Origin of the sequence: Micromonospora sp. C41, from assembly GCF_018070485.1 — a bacterium.
GTDB lineage: Bacteria > Actinomycetota > Actinomycetes > Mycobacteriales > Micromonosporaceae > Micromonospora > Micromonospora chalcea.
On sequence record NZ_JAGPXP010000015.1, the window covers coordinates 132,698 to 150,331 of the forward strand.

Consider the following 17,634-nt stretch of genomic DNA (forward strand, 5'->3'; position numbering starts at 1 on the left):
AGCTCCTTCGATGAGCACGCGGGCTCCGGTCAGGACTTCGTTCCGCCTCGACTCGAACCGGTCGGCAGGATCGCCTCGACCTCGTTGTGCGGGCGCGGGATGACGTGCACCGAGACGACCTCACCGAGCCGGGAGGCGCTGGCCGCACCGGCGTCGGTGGCGGCCTTGACCGCGCCGACGTCGCCACGGACGACGACGGTGACCAGGCCACCGCCGATGTACTCGGTGCCCACCAGGACGACCGTGGCGGCCTTGACCATGGCGTCGGCGGCCTCGACCGCCGCGACCAGGCCCCGGGTCTCGATCATGCCCAGCGCGGACATCTGCAGGTCAGCCATGACAGTTCTCCTTTGCGAGTTGGTTGGCGTGCGGGTGCCCGCCGTTGCCCAGGACCGTGGTGGTCTGGAAGTGGGGTGGTCTCATCGCACGGTCACCTGCCGAGCGATGTGGTGCACGAGCGCCTCCAGCGGGGACTGCGCCGGTTGCTGGGCGCGGGCGGGCCGGTCGCTGCCGCCTGCGGGCCCGGCGTCGCGATGGCGGGCCGGCGTCGCACCGGGCCGTGGGCCGGGAGGCGCCGGCTCCGGCCGCGCCCCGGCGCCCGCCGGTTCCCGGGGTGGGGTCAGTCCGGTCTCGGCGAGGCAGCGCGCCCGGAGTTCCTCCACGGTGCCGCCCCGGTTGAAGCGGGGCAGGTCGCCTCGGCCGGCGGCGAGTTCCGCGCGCCGGGTCCGGGTGCGCTCGGCATCGACCCGGCCGTCGACCAGGACCACTCCGTAGCGCCGGGCGCCGTCGACGGTGACCAGGCCCCGCTCGACGTCGTGGCGGACCTGCTCCGGGTCGCGCTCGAGCGGGTCGCCCCAACCGCCGCCGCCCCAGGTGACGAAGTGCAGCAGGTCGCCGGGGCGGACCGCGACGTGGTCACACTTGGCCGGTACCACCTGCCGGGAGCCGTCGGCGCGTTCCAGGATCTTCGTGCCGCGTTCGCCGGGCTCGCCGCCGAGCACGCCCCAGGGTTTGGTGAACCATCTGTCGTCGTGGATCGAGACCTCACCCGGTTCCAGGAACCGGTAGCCGACCCGGATGCCGTTGCCGCCCCGGTGCCTACCGATGCCCCCGGAGTCGGGGACCGTCTCGTAGGACTCGATACGCAGCGGGTAGTAGGCCTCCAGGTACTCGTTGGGCACGTTGGTGAACGAGGGCCACATGGAGTGCCCGTCGAACCCGTCACCGACCGGTCGGGCGGGCACACCGCCGAAACCGATCTGGTAGAGCTGGAACCACTTGCCGTGCCGATCCAGGCCGGAGTACATCAGGTGCGGGCTGGAGGAGAACCCGGCGGCGGCGAGGAAGTCCGGCTGACACTGCCCCAGCAGTCCGGCGAGCACGTCGAAGAGCCGACCCAGGGCGTGGGTACGACAGGAGACGGCCGCCGGGCGCCGGGGCTTGAGCAGGCTGCCCTCGGGGATGCGGACGTCGACCAGGGGGTAGAACCCGTCGTTGAAGAGGATCATCGGGTCCACGGCCATGATGGTGTAGACCCCAAAGAACATCCGTAGGACGTTCTCGTTGAGCAGGAAGTTGATCGACCCCTCGGCCTGCTCGCTGGTACCGGTGAAGTCCAGCACCACCCGGTCGCCCTCGCGCCACAGCGAGCAGCGGATGCGGAACGGTCCCTCGCCGCGTCCGTCGTCGTCGACGAAGTCCTCGAAGGTGACCGGCTGCTCGGGCACGACCTGGCGGAACAGCTTCGCCATCGCCTGCCGGTTGCGCTCCAGCAGCAGCTCCAGGGTGGACAGGTAGGTGTCAGCGCCGAAGCGCTCGCAGAGTTCACGGACCCGGGTCTCGGCGGTGCGGCAGGAGGCCAGGACCGCGTTCAGGTCGGCGCGGTTCCAGCTCGGCAGGCGCACCTGGTTGAGCACGGTGTCCAGGAGCTGTTGGTCGAGGGTGCCGCCGCGGAACAACTTCACCGGCGGGACGATGACGCCCTCCTCGTGGATGGACACCGCGTCGGTGGGCAGGCTGCCGGGCACCTTCCCGCCGACGTCGCTCATGTGACCGAACATCGCCGCCCAGCCGACCAGCGCCTTCTCGAAGTAGATCGGCAGCAGCACCAGCCAGTCGTTGGCGTGGCTGATGGCGCCGTCACAGGCGTACGGGTCGGAGGTGAAGAAGACGTCGCCCTCCTCGACCGTGCCGTCGTATCCGGAGAGGAAGCCGTCGATGAAGGAGCCGAACTGTCCGGCGACCATGCGCCCGCGCCGGTCGGCGATCAACGGGAAGGCGTCGTGCTGCTCGCGGATGCCCGGTGACATCGCGGTACGCATCACCACCGCGTCCATCTCGAAACGGGCGTTACGCAACGCGTTCTCGACGATGTCGAGCACCGCGGTCTCGACCTCGACGCCACGCTCCGGGCGTACTGTCTCGACGATGACCGCACTCATCGGTTCCCTCCCTGCTCGGCGGGCAGGATGAGCAGGTTGCCCAGCCTGTCGACGCGCGCGACACAGCCCGGCAGGACCAGGCTGGTGGAATCCATCTCGACCACGATCGCCGGCCCGGACAGCTCGTTGCCGGCCCGCAGGGCGGTGCGGTCGTAGAGGGTGGCCTCCTGCCAGCCGCCGTCGACGTAGACCTGCTGACGGCCGACGATCGCCTGCGCGGCGTCGCGGTCACCGGATTCGATCTCGACCGGGGTGATCCGTTCGGCGTGGGAGACCCCGACCGCCCGGATGTTGACGATCTCGTGCCGCTCATCCAGTGCGAAGCCGAACAGGCGCTGGTGGGCCTCGTCGAAGCCGCTGCGCAGGCCGGGGATCACAGCCATGCCTCGGCCCGCGTCGACCTCGACGGAGACCTCGAAGCCCTGGCCGTGGTAGCGGACGTCGGCCTCGTATCGCACCGACCGGGCGTCGCCTGGCACCCCGGCCCGGTCGAACTCGGTGTCGATCTGGGCGGCGAGGTCGGTGAACTCGCGCCGCAGCAGTTCCTCGTCGACGTCGTCGAGAGGGCGCACCAGGGACCGGTTGGCCTCGGCCCGCACACCTGTCGAAGCGTCACCGTAGGCGCAGAGCACCCCGGGCGACTGCGGGATCACCACCGGCCAGGAGCCGAGAAGCTTGGCGAGCGCGTTGACGTGCAACGGGCCGGCGCCGCCGAAGCCGAACAGCGCGAAGCGCCGGGGGTCGTAGCCGCGCTGCACCGAGACCAGCCGCAGCGCGCCGAGCATGTTCTCGTTGACGATGTCGATGATCGCGGCGGCGGCGGCCTCCACCGACACCCCCAGCCTGCTCGCAACGGTGCCGACCGCCGTGCGGGCCTTCTCCACGTCCAGCGGCATGGCGCCGCCGAGCAGGGCGTGCGGCAGGTAGCCGAGCACGACGTTGGCGTCGGTGACGGTGGGCAGTTCGCCGCCGCGTCCGTAGGTCGCCGGACCGGGCAGGGCACCCGCGCTGGCCGGGCCCACCCGCAACGCACCGGTCAGCTCGGGGACGTGGGCGATGGAGCCGCCGCCGGCGCCCACGGTCTGTACGTCGATCGACGGGGCGCGGACGGCGAGGTCGGCCACGGTCGTCTCGCGCCGGATGGCCGGGGTGCCGTTCTCGATCAGCGCTACGTCGGTGGAGGTACCCCCCATGTCCAGGGTGAGCAGGTCCGGGTGGCCGGCGGCCGGGCCCAGCGCCACGGCGGCGGCGACCCCGCCGGCGGGTCCGCTCATCAGCAGACTGACCGGGATGTCCTCGGCCCGCTCGAAGGTCATCAGTCCGCCGTCGGAGCGCAGCACGCGGCGCTCGCCCAGGAGTCCCTCGGCGACCAGTTTCGCGCTGAGGTTGCTCAGGTAGGAGCTGACGCCGGGGCGGACGTAGGCGTTGGCGACGGTGGTCAGGGTCCGCTCGTACTCCCCGAGCTCGGGCAGGACCCCGGCGGAGGTGGAGACCGGCACACCAGGGGCCTCGGCGGCGGCGATCTCGGCGGCCCGCTGTTCGTGGGCGGGGTTGGCGTAGGAGTTGACGAAGCCGATGGCGAGGGCGTCCACGCCCTGGTCGACCAGCTGGCGGACCGCGGCCCGCACGGCCGCCTCGTCGAGGGGCTCGACCTGCTCGCCTCGGGCGTCCATGCGGCCCCGGACCTCGCGGACGTCTTCGAGCGCGACCATCTCGGCCGGCCGGTCCCAGACGATCCAGCCGCCCAGGCCGCCGGGAACGAACGAGCGGGCGATGTGCAGGATCTGCCGGTAGCCGACGGTCACCACCAGGCCCACCCGGGCGCCCCGGCGTTCCAGGACGGCGTTGGTGGCCACCGTCGTGCCGTGCAGGAACTGGCGGACGTCCGCGGCGCGGGCCCGGGCGTCGGTCAGCACCCGGGTTACGCCCTCGATGACGCCGACGGACTGGTCCTGAGGCGTCGAGGGCACCTTGGTCCGTCGGGTCTTCCCGGTCGCCTCCTCGATCAGAAGAACGTCCGTGAACGTGCCACCGACATCGACTCCTAGGCGGTACATCAGTGCACATCCTGCTTTCTCGAGTGCCGGCTCTTCTCGGGTTGCCGTTCTGCGTCGTCGCTGTGTGGTCCCCGGCCCCTGGGGTGCTGCCCACCGGGGCCGGGGATCACCGCGCCGGTGGGACGCCGGCGAGGTCAGGAGCCGCTGATGTCGTAATAGTTGACGTGGCCCTGGGAATAGCTGACGAACCCGGTCACGCCCTTCTTGAAGACGTAGTACTTCTGGGAATCGACCAGCGGGATGGCCGGCATGTCACCCACCAGGAAGTCGTTGACCTGCTTGATCAACGCGTCGCGGTCGGGACCCGGCTGGGTTTCCAGGATCTTCCGGGAGAGGTCGTCGAGGGTCGGCGAGCTGTAGTTCTGCAGGTTGGTCAGTCCACCCGTGGAGTAGAAGACCTGCAGGTAGTAGGCGGGGTCGGGCACCAGCGGGGTGCTGGTGGCCAGCCAGCTCTGCAGCTTGCCTTCACGCTTGGCGGTGTCGAAGTCCGCGCCGGAGGCGACGTTGTTGAGCTTGACCTGGATGCCCACCTTGGCCAGTTGCGAGCGCAGCAGGACGGCGACCTGCTCGCTGTGCGCTCCGACGTTGGCCGCGTTGTAGGCCAACTCCATCGGGAAGCCGTTTGGCAGGCCGGCCTCGGCCAGCAGTTGCTTGGCCCGGTCGAGGTTCTGGGCGAAGGGCTGGCTGGCCGCCGGGGCACCGAAGTCGTCGTGGATGAAGTCGTTCGAGGGCGCCGAGTAGCCCTGGTACGCGGAGTCGACGATCGCCTTGCGGTCGACGGCGTAGGAGATGGCCTCGCGGACCCGCTTGTCGTCGAAGGGCTTGGCCTTGAGGTTGGGCACCAGCACGTCGATGTTCGGGTAGAGCACACGCTCGAGCCGGGCCTGGTCGCTCTCCTCCAGCGAGGAGAGCTGGTCGAACGTCATCGCGGTGGCGACGTCGACCTGCCCGCTCTGGGCCAGCTGGAGCCGGTTGGAGGTGTCGGGGACGGCGCGGACCACCACGTCGGTGACCTTGGGCTTCCCGCGGAAGTAGTTCTCGTTGGCGGTGAGCCGGACCTCCTTGCCGGGGTCGAACGAGCGCACCTGGTACGCGCCGAAGGTGGCGGTGTTCTCCCCGAGCCACTTGTAGGCGTACGGATCGTCGGCGGTGGCGTGCTTCTTGGCCTCCACCGAGTCGTAGATGGTCATGAAGAAGGTGCTCAGGATCGACACGCTCACCGCGTTGGGCTTGGCGACGTTGATCGTGAACTTCTTGTCGTCCGTGACGGTGATCGGGTTGGCGGTGTCCCAGCCGCCGACGCCCATGAGGATCTTGGCGATCGGCACGCCGGTGCTGTTCACCATCCGGTCCACCGACCACTTCACGTCTTGCGAGGTGATCGGGTTGCCGAACTGGCTCTTGGCCTCGCGCAGCGTGAACGACATCTTCCTGCCGCCGTCGTCAAGCGTCCAGGACTCGGCGAGCTCGGGCTCGATCTGGTCCGGCGTCTGAAGTTTGGTAGCGCCGGCCTCGGGCTTCTTGAAGCGCACCAGGGTCCCGGCGGTGTTGGGGAGCAGGTCGATCGAGATGAAGCCCTGGTAGCGCTCGGAGTCGAGACTCGACAGCACCCCGGGCGCGGCGATGGTCAGCGCCTGGCCGGTGCCGGCGTCAGACTTCCCCGCATCGTCGGCGCCGCAGGCCGCGAGCGACACGCTCGCCACGGCGAGCACTGCCACGGCTCGCACCCGCACGGAACGTATTCCCATGCCGACACCTCCAAAATTGTGTGCAAGCTTGAATAGGTCTAGCGCAACAACCCAGGTAGGGCGACTAACACGAGCGATGCTTGTATACAAACTTGACCCTGTCAAGGCTCCGAGCAGTCAGATCCCGCAGCCAGCCGCGTCGACACTCACGCCCGGCGACGGGCCAGGAACCGACCGGCGTCCTGCCGGCCGACAAATCGTCCACGCTGGGCGATCAGCTCCCCGCGCAGATAAACCGCTTCGACCCGGCCGGGCACGTGCCACCGCTCGAACGGCGTGTAGTCACAGTTCTGCGTCATCGTCCGGGCGAGCACCACGGAGGCCGCCTCCGGGTCGAGCACGACCAGGTCGGCGTCGGCGCCCCGCCTGATGACCCCTTTTGTCGGGTACAGCCCGAACCGGCGGGCCGGCTCGGTGCAGGCCACCTCGACGAAGCGCGACAGACTCAGCCGCCCAGGGCGTACACCGTGGCCGTAGAGCAGGGGAACCCGGTGTTCGATGCCCGGCGCTCCGTTCGGGATCCGGCGAAAGTCCTCGGCTCCCAGGCTCTTCTGCCCGGACATGCAGAACGGGCAGTGATCCGAGCTGACGACACCGAGGATGCCTTCCCGCAGCCCTTGCCAGAGCGCCTCCCGGTGCTCGGCGGTGCGCAGCGGCGGGCTGACGACGTACTTGGCCGCCTCGAACCCGGGCTGGTGGTAGAGGTCGGCGTCGAGCAGGAGGTAGTGGGTGCACGTCTCGCCCGCGACCGGGCGGCCGGCCCGCTGGGCCTCGGCCACGGCGGCGACCGCCCCGGCGGTGGACAGGTGCACGAAGTACAGCGGGGCGTCGGCCAGGTCGGCGAGCGCGATCGCGCGGCGTACCGCCTCCACCTCGGTCTCGGGTGGCCGCGACAGCAGGTGCGCCAGCGGTCCGGTGCGGCCGGCCCGAACCAGCCGCTCGGCGAGGACGTCGATGACGTGACCGTTCTCGGCGTGCACGCAGAGTGTGGCGCCCAGGCGGGACGACTCGGTGAGGATGGAGAAGAGCTCTCCGTCGTCGAGCATGGCCAGCCCCTTGTAGGCCATGAACACCTTGAAGCTGGTCACGCCGTCGGCCACCACAAGCGCCATGTCAGCCACCATGCCCGGGTAGGGCGAAGTGACAGCCAGGTGGAAGCTGAAGTCGATGGCGGAACGACCGTTCGCCCGCCCGGCCCACCGGGCCAGCACCTCCGGCAGACGCTCACCGGCGCGCTGAAAGGCGTAGTCGACATACGTCGTGGTGCCGCCGACGGCAGCGGCCCGGCTGGCCGAGGCGTGGTCGTCGGAGGTGACCGTCCCCATGAAGGGCGTACCCATATGTGTATGCACATCGACGCCACCCGGAATGATGATCTTTCCTCGGGCGTCGACCTTCTCGACATCAGCCGATGGCGGAATCCGGCCGACACTTTCGATGCGGCCGGAGTCAACGAGCACGTCAGCGCGGTGGACACCGTCCTCGGCGACCACCGTGCCTCCGACAAGACCAATCCTTCGGGGCATCTCTTCCCCGTTCGCTGCAGATGAGGAAACGCGAGTGACAGGCGGGCTAGGCAGTGGACCGTATACAACTCGACGGGACGGCACAAGGAGTCGACTCAACCCCGACCCGACGCCGACCACCGGGAGGCAACTCCTGCCCGCAAGCCAGCCTTAGGCATTTTGCATACATTATGCCTCGATGAGGTCAGCGGCGGCGGCCGACTTTGCTGCTCAGACCCGAGTATTCACGACGACGCCCTAGACGAGCTGCGCCAGATTACATACAGTCTGGCGCAACCTGAAGGAGGTCGCCATGGCTCATTCCGGCAAGCGACGGGTCACCATCGAACAGGTACCCCAGCGGGTGTGGCGGGCATCGGGCCTGCCCTTCGGCCTACTCGTGCGGCAGATCAACGCCGACCCGGAGACCGGCGCGCAGACGCTCGTCGTCGACGTTCCACCCGGCTGGCAGATGCCCGAGCACTGGAACAGCGCCGACATCGAACTCCTGGTCCGCGACGGCGACCTGAGCATCGCCGGACGCCAGTGCCGGCGCGGGCACTACCTCTTCCTGCCCTCCGGCACCGAGATCGGCCCGGTCTCCTCGACCGAAGGCGCCACGTTGATCTTCTGGACGGACTCGCCGTTCGAGGTCCGCACTGACGAACGACCCCCGCCGTCGAAACCGCTCGGAGAGACCGTCGACCTGTTCGACCCGGCCAACTGGCGACCCGTCCAGGAGGCTTTCGCGGGAGTGACCGACACCAGCAGTCACGGCGACCTCGATGTGCCCACGCAGTGCATCCGGTTGCGCAAGGTGGAGGAGACCGGCAAGGACACCATCCTGTTCGTCCTGCCACGCAACTTCGCCAAGACCGCGTTGGAGTTCCACCACAGCACCGAGGAGATCTTCTTCCTCGGCGGCTGGTGCGCCACCGACCCGGAGCACGTCTACCGTGCCGGTGAGTACCTGTGCTGGGAGCCGGGCGTCATCCACGGCGTCGTGACCGGCTGGGAGGCCATTTGCCTGTCCAAGCATCACGGACCGCTGACCAGCCCACAGATCCCCCTCGGGGCGACAAGCGTGGACGCCGAGCGGTGACAGCATTGCCCGGCCGTGGACGCCGGATCGCCGCCGGGGACGCCGGGGCGGGCGCCGTACGCCCGGCGTTCGTCGTGCACCGCGACGAACTCGCCTACGAGCTGATCTCCAGCCTCAACCACAACACCGACGACGAAGGGCTGGTGCATCGCCTCGTCGACCGGCAGCTCACCGGCGACCCGGACTGCGAGTTCCTCAATGGGGTCTACCGCATGGAGCCCAGGATGACCCACCCGCTGCACCTGCACGCCGACTCGGCCGAGTTCTACTACGTGCTGTCCGGCACCGCGCTGTTCCGAGTGGCCGACGAGGAATTCGAGGCGGGCCCGGGCACCGCGATGTACATCCCCGCCGGTGTCGCCCACGCCATCACCACCGGCGGCGAGCACGCCATGGAGTTGCTCTACTCCTTCAGCACCCCGGACCTCAACGAGATCTGCACCAGGTGGCTGTAGCCGCCGACTGCGGATCGGCTCCCCCTGCCTACGTCCACCACTAAGGGACGCTGCAGAAGTAGAGCTCATCCGTCAGCATGCCGAGCGAACCGGTGACCGGCGTCGACGTCCAGCCGCCAGGGCCGTTCGCGTACAGAGTGAAGGTGCCGGTGCCGACAGCCAGCAGCGCGCCGGGAACGACGATCGAGGTGTCGTTTGGGCCGAGAGTGCCGCCTCCGGAGAAGCCGTCGCTCAGGGACCAGGTGAAGCCACTGCGGGCCAGGCCACCGGCGGGCAGGTTCCAGGTGAAGGTGGGCGGGGTGAGCTGGCCCGCAGTGCACGCCAGGTCGGTCGGTGGGTCGACCGTGCCGGCGGCGAGGGCAGTGCTGCCGTACTCGGTGTCGTTCCAGGCGGCCAGCGTCGACTGGGCAGGTGCGAGCGCCATGACATGGATCCAGAGCGAGAGGGCGAGGACACCCGCGAGCCGGCGTCGCCGGGCGTGGCTCTTACGTCGCCCGCTCGGCGTAGCGGGGATCCCTACGCGCCTCACGGCTGTTCCTGCCTGATCCGGTTCCTGCGCGTGGTGCCCACGAGCAGCAGACCGACGAGCAGGGCGCCCGCACCGGCGAGCATCGGCGTCCGCAGGTCGGTGCCGGTGCGTGGCAGCGTGTCGACCTTGCCGCCTGTCGCCGCCTTGTCGCCGAGCCCGGTCGCCGTGAGGATCAGGTCGGCCGAGCCCGCGGCCGTGGAGTTCGGGAGCAGGCTCGCGGTGACGAGTACCCAACGCTGTTCGTCGGAGCGCATCGTGCTGATGGGGACCGGGCGTTCGGCCAGTCTGGTGGCGGGGCCCTCGGCGAGAACCTGCTCTCCCCGCCCGCCGGGACAGGCGCCGTTCACCCAGCGGATGGCGCAGACGGCGGCCATGACCTGGAGTCCGTTCGGCGAGACCACGAGCGGGCCCAGCGCCGACAGCGTGATTGTCACCGTGCCCGGGTGCGGGGCGTGCGCGGTGACGCCCACCTGCCACGGCACCGGCTCCTTCGGTGTCATCGATGTCATGCGGGCCTCGTCGCGGATCGATATCAGGGTGAGGTACCTGCCCCGGATGACGTCCTCAGTCGGTTCTGCCCGTGCCTGACCGGGCGTGGCCAGGACCGCGGCGGCGACGCCCGGCAGCACGGCCACCATGACGAACAACCGCCGGGCGGTCGATTCGACGTGCGCCGCTGTCCGGCCCGGCGGGGCGCCGGCCTCGGGACCTGTTCCCGCCTCGTCAGGCGTCGGAGGGCCTGTTCGCCGTCGGCGCCACGCCGTACGCCGCCGGGTCGGCGGTTCCGTGGCGCGCGGCCAGAACGCCCAGGTGACGATCACGGCGGTCCCGACCGTGATCGCACTGGTCGCGTACGGGTTCGACACGGCCCGCACCGTGTACCCGAGCCCGGGCACCGACCAGGTGACGAGCCGTACGCGGGTCACCGCGTACGGCGCGGAGTCGTTGGAGTCGTTCGCGTCCCCGCGCAGGGTGAGCAGACGGGTGGGCCCGCCACCGTCGGCGATCTGAACGACCCGGTGGGTGATCGGTGGAAGCGGCGTGCGGTCGACGGTGACCACGTCGCCCACCTCGACCTCGGACGCGGGGATCTCACGCACCACCGCCAGCGACCCGGCGGGAATGGTGGGGCTCATCGATCCGGTCTTGAACAGGATGAGTGAGATGTCGAAGAAGAACGCCAGCGGGACGAGGACGACGCACACCGTCCCGCCGACGGCGAGCAGGGTCAGTGCCAGGTCTCCGACGCGGGCGATGACGCCTCGCCCTCGACGTGCTCGTCTCATCATGTGCAGGACCCTTACGTAGATGTGGCGGTGAATTCCCAGGTGACGGTGGCGCTCGTGCCCTGGTACGAGTTGTCTGCGCCGGCCTCGATCCGCACCTCGAAGCAGAACCGCACCTCTGGCGTCGCGCCGTCGGGAGTGGTGAGGACGGACGACACCGGTGAGCCTGGAACCGAGGTGACGTCCAGGTAGCCGGGGCCGGCGATCCACGTCGGCGCACCGGTGAAGGCGGTGGCGGAACAGGCGCTACCGGTGTCCGGGGTACGCACCGCGCGGTATTCGAGCACCGGAAGCAGGGCCCCGGAGCTGTCCGAGGAGCTCGTCAGCGCGACCGTACCGTCGACATTCGTCATCGTGGTCGTGCGGATGTCGATCCAGGCGTACGACGAGTCCGTGGGGGACATCGCGGTCGCGTTGAACGCCAGTGTCGCGGCGTTTCCCACCGGAGTGTGGCTTGCCCAGGCACTGGACGCGGTCTGCGACTCGGTACCGAAGACGCTTGCGGTGAACGACCCGGTGCCGTACTCGCTGTCGGTCCACGCCGCGAGCGTGGACGTCGTGCCCACGCCGAGGACGAGGGCGGCAGCGAGTACGGCACGGGTCCGGAGGAGCCGTGGTGATCCGGCCGGCACCCGGCGGTTGACCACGGCTGCCACCTACACGGACTCGGCGAGGAGCTGCCAGGTCTCCGTGACCGACGAGCCCTGCACCAGAGCGGCGTCCGCCGTCACGACGAAGCACAGGTACGCCGGAGCGCCAGGCGTCGTGGGAGGAGTGCCCTGCGTCAGGTTGAACGGCACCGCGCCGGCCACCGAGTCGAGCGCCGTGCCCTGCGCCACGATCCAGGTCGGGCTCGTGGGGGTCGCGCTGCAGTCCGCGAAGGTCGGCACGGTCGCGATCCCGTAGGTGAGCCCGGTGAAGGCGGGCAGGTCGGGAGTGGCCGAGCCCACCGTGACTGTCGCGTCATACGTGGTGGCTGCGGTCAGGCGGACGGCGAACGGTGCCGCGACCACGTCGCCGGGGCTGATGTTGTCGAAGCCGGTGCTGAAGGCCAGCGCCGCCGCCGTGCCGGACGTGGAGTGCTCCGCGTAGGTGGTGTCGTCCGTGCTGCCCTCGATGCTGAAGGAGCCGGCGGTGAACGTCCCCGTGGCGTACTCCGAGTCGTTCCAGGCGGCGAGGGAGATCGTCGCGCCGACGCCGAGGGCGAGCCCTCCGGCCAGGACGGCCTTGAGCTTGCGACGCCTTCCCGGGCTGCTCGATCCGCCCGATGTCAATCTTGTCGATCCAAACAACGTGTCCTCCTCGTGCGACGCTGTGGGCTGGCCTGGGGCCGGTGACAGCCGCGCGGTGGCGGTCCGGCCGGCTGGTGCCGTCGTGGAACCGCCGTGCGAACGGGATGACCCGGCTGGGCTGTCACGCAAGGAACACGATAGATCTCAAACCAGACAAAGCGGGCGAAAGCATCCAAATCACCTGGCGAACCGGGCCATGTTGGCCCGACGCGCGGCGCTGCACCTGGCCCCCGCCTTCCGGGCGGAACCTCATTGCGGTTCCCCTCGTAGCGTGGAGGCCAGAGCTTGAGGGATAGAGGTTCATGGCTGAGCCGAGACGCTAGTTCGATTCGGAGTTCCGGGCGGGCGCGGTGCCCTCTTCGGTGTGAACTGTCGGCGGCGGGCGAAAGGCCGGCCGGATCAGGCTCGACGCGAGGTCAGGGGGCCTGGTGAGGGCTCGTCTCGACCGGGTTCGGCTGGCACGGTTGCTGCACCTCCCTGCTGCACTACCGGCATGAGGTGGCCGCTTTCCCTGGTCCAGCCGAGGAAACGGCGGTGCAGCACGCCGGCCGGCATCCAGGGCATGTCCTCGGTGGCCTGGACGAGGTAGGCACCAAGGTAGAGGGCCAGCGACACCGGCGCATCCATGAACTCCGCCCGCAGCTCCCGCTTCCGGGTCGGGCAGGGCCAGGGCAGGTCGCAGCCACCGCAGCTCCAGACCGGCATGACCGGGCCGTGGGTCGTCACCGCACACCCTCCAGGAACCGCGCGGTGATCGCCCGCGCCTGCCGGCTGGTCGCCCATTCCACCTGCCAACAGGGGTACGGAGTCAGCCGCGCCCACCACGCCCGGCACCCGGCACACATGCCGTCGAGCCCTAGAATGTGTACCGCGAGGATCGCCTGTTCCTGCCCGCCGGTCACTGCTCGCCCTCCTGTGGCCAGTGGCCACGATTGATCGGTATCCGGTGCCGAGCGCGGCAGGGCAGGTCGGACCCACAGCGGCAGATACGCCGCCAGAGCCGCCACGACCACACCGGCCGGTGCCTGCGAGCAAGGGTCAGCGCGGTGGCAGAAAGGTATTCGTCATACGAGACGCGCCGCACGGACCCTCCCTCGCTCACGAACGAGGGCGGTCTCCTGCCCCCGAATCTGAGGGGGACGCGGCGACCAGGCGATACCCGCACCGCCCGCCGCATCCCGTAAGCAGGACGCTACGGTCGGTCGCGAGGCGGAACGGGTAGGGTTCCTACCCCTGGATCACGAGAGCAGCCCGACCTTGACCGCGAGGTCACGGGCGTCGTCACGGGTGGAGCGTGGGCCGTCGAGCAGGTCCAACGTGATCTGGCGGGCGTACCCGTTGAAGCGGATCGTCTCGGGGGCCGCCTCGTACGCCTGCCGCAGGGTCTTCACGGCCGCTTCCTTGTCGTCCTTGCCGTAGTGCGCCCGCGCGACCTCGATGAGATGGCGTGCCCGGCGCGGTCTCGACGGGATGGCCGCCGAGTCGTGGCGGCGTGCCTGGCGTACCGCTTCCCCGGACTTCTGCAACTCCACGGCCACTGTCACCGCGTGGGCGCCCATGATGACCCGGGAGAACGACGTCTGCGGCTGATAGAAGCCCTCCGGCAGACGCTGCGCCACCAGGTTTGCACGATCCCAGTACCGCCAGGCCCGGCCTTCCTCGCCGGCACGCGCGGCGGTGTAGGCGGCCTCGAAGTTGAGCGCACCCCACAACGCCAGCAGATTCGTGCCCGCGTCGGCCGCCCTCGGCTCCAGAGCCGACAGGACGTCGTGCGTTACCGCCATGGCGGTGTCCCAGTCCCCCGCGTCCCGATGCACCTGACACAGGAACCATGCCGCGAGGGCCACCGCCTCCGGGTCACCGGAGTCCTGCGCCGCCACCATCGCCCGGTCCGCGACCCGCCACAACAACTCGGCAGCCGGCTGGTACGCAAGGAACATCTGCGTCAGCCCGAACGTCTCCGCCAACAGCGACTGTGCATGCCGACGCTCAACGCCCTCATACAGCAGCGCGGCGCGCTGCACGTCGTGCAGAAGTCTCGGCAGCAGCCCACCGAGCACCGTCCGGTGATCCGACGCCTGATGACGCGCCCGCCACGCCGCAAACCGGCCAACGACTCCGGCTCAGCATCGTCGGCGAGCACGACGCGGTTCACGGCGTCCCGCACCGACGCCAGCGCCGGGTGTTCCGGCCCGTTCACCACAGCCGACCGGTCGCTCAGCTCGCCGGCCAGAGCAGACACGTCGACCTTGAGCGCACGCGCGATGCGATCCAGCATGTGAATGCGCGGAGGCAGGATCCGATCGGTCTCTACCGCCTTGACCCACTCGGCGCTGCGACCGACCAGCCCACCCAGCACCGCGCGAGTCTTCCCGGACCGCTCCCGGTAGACCTTCAGCCGCTGCCCGAAGGTCAACTCCGGCAAGGATTCCATCCCGGACCTCCTCAAAGCGCGGGATGCGCCACCGGCCTCTTAGCCGCCGTGGCACCAACGCTACCGACCTACGTGCGGCCGCATAACCCCGAACACACTGGCATGCTGTCCGGCGCCCCCCGCTGGCTCCGACCTCCAGATCAGGAGTAGGGCTAATGCGAACGGTTCAAGGCCGAACTGCGGTGAGTACTTCGGTGTGAACGTCGATAACAACTATCGCGGAATGCCGATGATCGCCGTCTGCTGCGGTTGACTGCCTCGGGAGTCCGGCGTTCAACGGGGCGGGTCCTCAGGTGGCCGGACGCTCCAGCTGGGAACGCGCCCGCACGAACATGCTGGCCGCGCTACCGGTAGAAGGCAAATCGAGGAAGGCCACCATGCCGACGCTGTGGTGGTCAGCCCACGCACAGACTTCGACGTTGACGCCCTGGGTTTCACCCTTGCCGCAGCGGGCATCGCCGCCCATTGGCCCCGGCCGGGTCGGCTTGACACCGGACAGCCTCGGCAGGGTCGCGAAGAGTCTGTCGAGGGTCGCCTTCGGATCTGTTATCTTTCCGGACACTCCGCTGACTAGGGCGCTGTACTGCTCATCCGCAGTGGTGTAGGCCGCTGCGACCGCGCTAGTTGGCTCACCGTCGAGGAGTTCTTTGAGCCCGCCCATGTTCTGCTGGGCTTGTTCGCGCAACTTCTGGCTCTTCGATTCGGGCCAACTGCTCAGCAACTTCTCCGGTTTTTCGAGACGCATGGCCGCGGTCGGTGAGGGCGACGCCGACCGCGCTTCCGTCTTTCGCTCCGCGTTGTCGGCGGGTTGTGAGCAGCCGCTCGCCACTAGCAGGCCCGCGAGGGCTAGCGCGACACTCGCTCGGCGCGGCCCGGCGTTGGTATGCCCTGCACGCATGCGTCACTCCCTCGTCTCACGTCTACGGGCGCACGATATCCCAAAAGATCACGACGAAGGGTCCTGACTTCCGGCCAGCCAGAAGGGGCCTTTGACCTGCGTGGGCGATACTGGGATCGAACCAGTGACCTCTTCGGTGTGAACTGTCGGCGAGCCGGTCGGATCAGGCTCGATGCGAGGTCAGACGGCCTATTGGCACACTGCTCGGTCTGGTTCGGCTGGCCCGGTTGCTGTACTTCGCTGCTGTACTACCGGCCTCAGATCAGGCGTTGGATGCGGACCTTCGGTCGCTCATTTCTGAGGTGGCTCTGCTTGTGCTGGCGGACCTGCTCCTCCCAGACCTCCTGGTCGTAGTCCGGGTCCGGCGGGGTCCACCTGTGGGAGCCGTCGCTGTAGTGGAACTTCTCGTCGCCGCGTCGAAGGATGCTCATCGGGTCCAACCCAGGAAGCGGTGGTGCAGGTGGCCGGCGGGAACATTGGCCAGGTCCTGGGCGGCGTCAACGAGCTGAGCGGCGAGGTAGAGGGCCAGCGAGACAGGGGCGCGATCATATTCGGCTCGCAGCTCGCGCCGCCGGGTTTGACAGGGCCACTCCCCCGCACAGCCGCCGCAGGACCAGGCCGGTTTGATCGGATGGTGGGTGGTCATCACTGATCGCCCTGGCCGGGCCAGTGGCCGCGGTTAATCGGAATGCGATGACGGCTTCGGCAAGGCAGGTTGCTTCCGCAGCGGCAGACGTGCCGCCAGTGCCGCCATGACCAGACGGGCCGATGACGGCGGGCGAGGGTGAGCGCCACCGCCAAGACGTACTTGTCGTACGAGACGCGCTTCATCGGCTCGCCGGAGCCGTTGGGGCGACTCTTCGCCGCGTCAGGGGATCGGAAGGGAGCACTGCCGCCTCCTCGTGCCGCAGGTGTCCGGAGGCGTGGATGCCCGATCACGGGGGATGCGTCGGGCACCCACGCCGGCGAGGACGGCCCACAGCGCCAACCGAGGGAATCGACCTCCTCGGCAACCTCCCATAGGTACCGTTGGGTAGTCAAGGGCTGACGTAGGTGGTCTACTCGTGTTGCCAACCGAGGGGAACACCGTGCCACCGCGTTACCGCTACGAGCAGATTGCCGACGACCTCGTCGAGCGCATCGCCTCCGGCGAGTTCCCGCCGGGCGCCAAGCTGCCCAGCCGTCGAGAGTTGATCGAGCACTACGGGGTTACCGAGCCGGTAATCGACCGCGCCATGCAGGTGCTACGGATCAAGGGGATGACCGAGACGCTGCCCGGCGTGGGCGTCTTCGTCGCCGAATAATCGCCCAAGGTCAGCTAGCCGCCTGAACCCCTCGCTTGTAAGCTCTGTGCGTCGCGTCCGCACCCGTCCGGCAACGGCTGCACGCTCGGAGCTTCGTCCGTGCCAGTGCTCGTCAGACTGCTGCCGTCCGGCGCCGTTGCTGTCAGCGTTGCTGTCGACAGCCGCCGTTCCGCCGGCAACCCGTGCCGACCCCGTCGGGGGGAGCTGATCGTGGTTGTCAGCCGGCGCCAACAGGTGCCCTCCTACGCGCTCACGCTCGGCGGCATTGTCGCTCCTTTCCGACCGGCATCGTCGCGTGGCGCGCTCGTTGCTGACTCGTTGCTGACTCCGCCTGACGACGGCTGGCCCGTGCGTCCCTGCTTCTGGTCCTGGTCCCGATCGTCGCGGATGTCCTGAACCTAGGGATTGCCGGCGAGGCGGTTGCTGATGGTCCAGTACGCACGTTGCGAGCCTCGTCGGGGCTGTCGAGGGCTGCGACGGTAGCGTGGGTTGCTGTACTTGCGTGCTGTACGGCGACCCGGCTCCCCCTGGCGGGGATCGGATCTCCGGCCCGGCCTGGTCGCCGTACTCAGCCAGTGCCAGC

General features: G+C 69.2%; 17 protein-coding genes and 1 pseudogene. 3 read left to right on the forward strand and 15 right to left on the reverse strand.

Going from position 1 to position 17,634, the window contains the following annotated elements; genetic code table 11:
- Positions 1–29: 29 nt before the first annotated feature.
- From eutM to hydA, 5 genes are all read right to left on the reverse strand, one after another.
- Complete coding sequence (gene eutM, locus KBX43_RS18015; protein WP_104114777.1) at positions 30–329, reverse strand: ethanolamine utilization microcompartment protein EutM; 300 nt, start codon at positions 327–329, stop codon at positions 30–32.
- 90 nt (positions 330–419) lie between these two features.
- The gene (locus tag KBX43_RS18020) at positions 420–2,441 is read right to left on the reverse strand and encodes a hydantoinase B/oxoprolinase family protein (RefSeq protein WP_210885700.1); all 2,022 of its coding nucleotides are present in this window, start codon (positions 2,439–2,441) and stop codon (positions 420–422) included.
- Complete coding sequence (locus KBX43_RS18025; protein WP_198033292.1) at positions 2,438–4,498, reverse strand: hydantoinase/oxoprolinase family protein; 2,061 nt, start codon at positions 4,496–4,498, stop codon at positions 2,438–2,440. Before KBX43_RS18025 ends, KBX43_RS18020 begins: the two co-directional genes overlap by 4 nt.
- Positions 4,499–4,632: 134 nt before the next feature.
- Entirely contained in the window at positions 4,633–6,246 is a 1,614-nt protein-coding gene (locus tag KBX43_RS18030) for an ABC transporter substrate-binding protein (RefSeq protein ID WP_083664652.1), read from the reverse strand.
- 146 nt (positions 6,247–6,392) lie between these two features.
- On the reverse strand, positions 6,393–7,772 hold the full coding sequence (hydA, locus tag KBX43_RS18035; protein WP_245254710.1) for a dihydropyrimidinase: 1,380 nt from the start codon (positions 7,770–7,772) through the stop codon (positions 6,393–6,395).
- Between the two features lie 292 nt (positions 7,773–8,064).
- On the opposite strand from hydA, the gene KBX43_RS18040 reads away from it, so the two are divergent.
- Complete coding sequence (locus KBX43_RS18040; protein ID WP_043325411.1) at positions 8,065–8,853, forward strand: cupin domain-containing protein; 789 nt, start codon at positions 8,065–8,067, stop codon at positions 8,851–8,853.
- Complete coding sequence (locus KBX43_RS18045) at positions 8,850–9,308, forward strand: dimethylsulfonioproprionate lyase family protein (RefSeq protein WP_209960831.1); 459 nt, start codon at positions 8,850–8,852, stop codon at positions 9,306–9,308. The genes KBX43_RS18040 and KBX43_RS18045 overlap by 4 nt, the downstream gene beginning before the upstream one ends.
- 40 nt (positions 9,309–9,348) lie before the next feature.
- Here KBX43_RS18045 and KBX43_RS18050 read toward each other — a convergent pair whose 3' ends face one another.
- The 10 genes and pseudogenes from KBX43_RS18050 to KBX43_RS32115 all read right to left on the reverse strand — a co-directional run bounded on the left by KBX43_RS18050 (position 9,349) and on the right by KBX43_RS32115 (position 16,393).
- The gene (locus KBX43_RS18050; RefSeq protein WP_187692762.1) at positions 9,349–9,732 is read right to left on the reverse strand and encodes a hypothetical protein; all 384 of its coding nucleotides are present in this window, start codon (positions 9,730–9,732) and stop codon (positions 9,349–9,351) included.
- A 101-nt stretch (positions 9,733–9,833) separates the two neighbouring features.
- Complete coding sequence (locus tag KBX43_RS18055) at positions 9,834–11,123, reverse strand: signal peptidase I (protein WP_210885715.1); 1,290 nt, start codon at positions 11,121–11,123, stop codon at positions 9,834–9,836.
- Positions 11,124–11,137: 14 nt separating this feature from the next.
- Complete coding sequence (locus KBX43_RS18060) at positions 11,138–11,779, reverse strand: SipW-dependent-type signal peptide-containing protein (protein ID WP_307851551.1); 642 nt, start codon at positions 11,777–11,779, stop codon at positions 11,138–11,140.
- Entirely contained in the window at positions 11,780–12,397 is a 618-nt protein-coding gene (locus KBX43_RS18065) for a SipW-dependent-type signal peptide-containing protein (RefSeq protein WP_209960825.1), read from the reverse strand.
- Between the two features lie 417 nt (positions 12,398–12,814).
- On the reverse strand, positions 12,815–13,141 hold the full coding sequence (locus tag KBX43_RS18070) for a hypothetical protein (RefSeq protein WP_209960823.1): 327 nt from the start codon (positions 13,139–13,141) through the stop codon (positions 12,815–12,817).
- Entirely contained in the window at positions 13,138–13,476 is a 339-nt protein-coding gene (locus tag KBX43_RS32110; RefSeq protein WP_280841851.1) for a hypothetical protein, read from the reverse strand. The genes KBX43_RS18070 and KBX43_RS32110 overlap by 4 nt, the downstream gene beginning before the upstream one ends.
- Positions 13,477–13,653: 177 nt before the next feature.
- A pseudogene (locus KBX43_RS18075) lies at positions 13,654–14,849 on the reverse strand (helix-turn-helix domain-containing protein).
- Positions 14,850–15,138: 289 nt separating this feature from the next.
- Positions 15,139–15,594: a hypothetical protein gene (locus KBX43_RS18080; RefSeq protein ID WP_210885718.1), complete on the reverse strand. Its 456-nt coding sequence runs from the start codon at positions 15,592–15,594 to the stop codon at positions 15,139–15,141.
- A 410-nt stretch (positions 15,595–16,004) separates the two neighbouring features.
- On the reverse strand, positions 16,005–16,178 hold the full coding sequence (locus KBX43_RS18085) for a hypothetical protein (protein ID WP_210885721.1): 174 nt from the start codon (positions 16,176–16,178) through the stop codon (positions 16,005–16,007).
- Positions 16,175–16,393 (reverse strand): flavin reductase, encoded by a 219-nt coding sequence (locus KBX43_RS32115; RefSeq protein WP_307851552.1) that lies wholly within the window; start codon positions 16,391–16,393, stop codon positions 16,175–16,177. The genes KBX43_RS18085 and KBX43_RS32115 overlap by 4 nt, the downstream gene beginning before the upstream one ends.
- A gap of 418 nt (positions 16,394–16,811) precedes the next feature.
- Here KBX43_RS32115 and KBX43_RS18090 point away from each other — a divergent pair, with 418 nt between their 5' ends.
- The gene (locus KBX43_RS18090) at positions 16,812–17,051 is read left to right on the forward strand and encodes a GntR family transcriptional regulator (protein WP_210885724.1); all 240 of its coding nucleotides are present in this window, start codon (positions 16,812–16,814) and stop codon (positions 17,049–17,051) included.
- Positions 17,052–17,634 lie beyond the last annotated feature (583 nt).